Origin of the sequence: Clostridium sp. BSD9I1 (assembly GCF_900185645.1) — a bacterium.
In the GTDB taxonomy this organism is placed as follows: domain Bacteria; phylum Bacillota; class Clostridia; order Clostridiales; family Clostridiaceae; genus Clostridium_AK.
In genome coordinates this window covers 1-3,244 of record NZ_FYAM01000014.1, presented here as the reverse complement: position 1 = coordinate 3,244, position 3,244 = coordinate 1, and the positions used below count along the sequence as shown (strand labels likewise).

Genomic DNA, 3,244 nt, shown 5'->3' with positions numbered 1-3,244 from the left:
GGGTTTCATCGCTCGACTTGCATGTGTTAGGCACGCCGCCAGCGTTCGTCCTGAGCCAGGATCAAACTCTCAATTTAAAAGTTTAATCTGTTTCGCTCATCGCGTTTCTTAACATTTAACTGTTAAGCAATTGACTGGTTTCTATTCTCTGTTCAATTTTCAAAGACCCTGTCGCTCTAAGCGACTTTTACATATTAACACTTTTGTTTCTTATTGTCAACAACTTTTTAAAACATTTTTTAAAACCTTTGTCGACTGTTTGTCGTTTCTTGCCACAACATAAATTATTCTATCATCCATTGTGATTCTTTTTTTCAAGTAACATGTGAATTTATACATATCTTATTAATATTTCTCATTTATACTTGATATATCTCAATTTATCACCTATAGAAACACTTGGCAAAGTTTATTTAATAAAATTTATTTATTATAACTTTTGCCTTTATTTGATATCATATATATATAAGAATAAAAAGGAGTTGCTATGTATGTTTCCTAACTTTAGTTCCTTTCTATATTGGATATTTCTCATAAATGCTTTTATAGTAATAATAATAATATTACTAGAAAGAAAACGACCTGAAAAAACTATAGCTTGGCTATTATTAATAATATTACTTCCACCTATTGGATTATTCTTTTACATATTTCTTGGTCGCAATTGGAAGATACATACCTTAAATAAACACTTTTCTCCTGGAGTAAAGGAGCTAGTTTGTAGAGTTTTAAATAAAATAGAAGACCCTTATTATATACCACTTATCCAACTGCTAGCTAAAAATAGTGATTCTCCACTATTTATTGATAATGATATAGTAATTTTTAATAATGGAGAAGAAAAATTTAAAGCTTTAAAACAAGAAATAAAAAATGCACAATATCATATTCATTTAGAATATTATATTGTAAAAAATGACACTATAGGAAATGAAATAAAAAAACTATTAATACTTAAGGCTTCAGAGGGGCTAAAAATTAAATTTATTATAGATAGAGTAGGCTCTATTAAGCTTGGTAACTCATATATACAAGATTTAAAAAATTCTGGTATAGAAGTGATTCAGTATTCATACTTCTTAGCTCCATTTTTACGTCATATAAATACCCAAATTAATTATCGGAATCACAGAAAAATAGCTGTTATTGATGGAAAAATAGGCTTCTTAGGCGGAATCAATATAGGTGATGAATACTTAGGAAAAGGCAAATTGGGATATTGGCGTGATACACATATAATGGTAAAAGGAGATTTCACTTTAGGATTGCAGGGAGTTTTTATAGATGATTTTTGGAATATAAATCATGTTAATAACGCTCCTCCATCTTTTGATAATAACTTTTACAGCTATTTCCCACAATCAGAAAAATCCAAAGGCAAGATAATGCAATTAGTCAAAAGTGGGCCTGATTCCCCTTATGCTTCCATACTACAAGGTGTTTTAAAAATGATTTCTATGGCAACACATCATATATATATAACTACACCTTACTTTGTTCCTCCAGAGAGCATAATGGAATCATTAAAAATAGCAGCCCTATCAGGAATTGATGTGAGAATATTATTCCCCGGAAGATATGATCACTTTACGGTATATTACGCTTCTCGTACCTATTTATTAGAACTTATAAAATGTGGTGCAAAAGTTTACTCTTATGATAAAAGTTGTTTTATACATTCAAAAACTATTACAATAGATGGAAAGATCTGCACTGTAGGTACTGCTAATATGGACATTAGAAGTTATGAACTTAATTACGAAATCAATGCAGTAATATACGATGATGAAACTACCACAAAATTAGAAAATATATTTTTAGAAGACTTGAAAAAAAGTAATTTGATTACAGAAGAGGATTATAACAATTCATCATTCTTAATAAAATCAGTAGAGGCTGTATCTCGCGTATTTTCTTCACTACTATAAATCTTAAAACAATATGGAGGTATTTTATATGAATATAAATGATGAATTAAAAAAAATAGAATTAGAGATTAAGCATATTACAGAAACATATAAAGGTGATCTTACTGGTGGCTACATTGTTGGTGATGGGCCCGTTCCCTGCAAAATATTATTTATTGGTGAAGCCCCTGGTAAAACAGAAGTTGAACAAGGCAAGCCATTTGTCGGCATGGCTGGAAAAACCTTTGAAAAATATCTGAGTTCCATTGGCCTTTGTCGAAAGGACATACGAATAACTAATACTTGTTTTTTTAGACCCATAAAGTCAAAGGAAACCTTAAATAATAGAAAAAGTATAAGCAATAGGCCGCCTAAAACATCTGAAATAAACTTATTCAAACATATAGCTCAAAGAGAAATAGAATTAGTAAATCCTAAAATTATTATAACCTTAGGGAATGTACCCTTAAAACAATGGACTTCATGTGCCAATATAGGGGAATGTCATGGTAAGCTTATATTAAATAATAATATAAATACGTACATATTTCCAATGTATCATCCTTCATCTTTAATTTATAATAGAAGTGAAGATTTCTTAAAATCTTATGAAGAAGACTGGTTAAAATTAAAAGAGTCACTGGCCTCTATTTAATGGCCAGCAACCTTCTTAACTTTTATTATAAATCATCCTTTTCTTTATCGCCCTTTAAGTTAGAAATTTTATTAGATAATTCCTTTACTATAGTAAGAGAATTATCTAAATCCCTACAATATTCCTCTAAATCCTTATCTATTATTTCATTATTCTTGTACTTTTCAAAAACTTTTTTCCCTATTTCTTCATATTTATTCTTAATGTTTTTTTCCTCATTACTTATGTTAAGACTTAATTTTGAAATCTCAACTACATCGGAAGACTTTTTGGCAATTATATTTGCTCCTTCTTCTACGGACTGAGCAATTTTAGTTAAACTACTAGATAGCTTATCTTTTAAGTCCATTTTATTTTATACCCCCCCATTTAAATTCTAACTATAATTAACATAATATTATAATTATAGCCTACATGTGCTATTTAAGAAAAATATAAAATAAAAAAGACATCCTAAAAAATTAGGATGTCTTTGGTGGCTCACCGGGGAATCGAACCCCGGACAACATGATTAAAAGTCATGTGCTCTACCAACTGAGCTAGTGAACCATATTGTATCTGGCAACGACCTACTCTCCCACCGGGCCTCCCCGGCAGTACCATTGGCGCTTTGAAGCTTAACCTTCGTGTTCGGAATGGGTACGGGTGTTACCTTCAAGCCATAATCACCAGATATTATAGA

3 protein-coding genes, 1 tRNA gene and 2 rRNA genes are annotated in these 3,244 nt (G+C 30.3%); 2 read left to right on the top strand and 4 right to left on the bottom strand.

The window, feature by feature from the left end; genetic code table 11:
• Window positions 1-77 (bottom strand): 16S ribosomal RNA (locus BSD9I1_RS07245); the annotation flags it as partial.
• Window positions 78-491: 414 nt separating this feature from the next.
• On the opposite strand from BSD9I1_RS07245, the gene cls reads away from it, so the two are divergent.
• Both cls and BSD9I1_RS07235 read left to right on the top strand, forming a co-directional pair.
• Window positions 492-1,928 (top strand): cardiolipin synthase, encoded by a 1,437-nt coding sequence (gene cls / locus BSD9I1_RS07240; RefSeq protein WP_186429790.1) that lies wholly within the window; start codon window positions 492-494, stop codon window positions 1,926-1,928.
• A 28-nt stretch (window positions 1,929-1,956) separates the two neighbouring features.
• On the top strand, window positions 1,957-2,562 hold the full coding sequence (locus BSD9I1_RS07235; RefSeq protein WP_186429789.1) for a uracil-DNA glycosylase: 606 nt from the start codon (window positions 1,957-1,959) through the stop codon (window positions 2,560-2,562).
• Window positions 2,563-2,587: 25 nt separating this feature from the next.
• Here BSD9I1_RS07235 and BSD9I1_RS07230 read toward each other — a convergent pair whose 3' ends face one another.
• The 3 genes from BSD9I1_RS07230 to rrf all read right to left on the bottom strand — a co-directional run bounded on the left by BSD9I1_RS07230 (window position 2,588) and on the right by rrf (window position 3,235).
• The gene (locus BSD9I1_RS07230) at window positions 2,588-2,911 is read right to left on the bottom strand and encodes a hypothetical protein (RefSeq protein ID WP_186429788.1); all 324 of its coding nucleotides are present in this window, start codon (window positions 2,909-2,911) and stop codon (window positions 2,588-2,590) included.
• Between the two features lie 124 nt (window positions 2,912-3,035).
• Window positions 3,036-3,111 (bottom strand) — tRNA-Lys (locus BSD9I1_RS07225).
• A 7-nt stretch (window positions 3,112-3,118) separates the two neighbouring features.
• Window positions 3,119-3,235, bottom strand: a 5S ribosomal RNA gene (gene rrf, locus BSD9I1_RS07220).
• Window positions 3,236-3,244 lie beyond the last annotated feature (9 nt).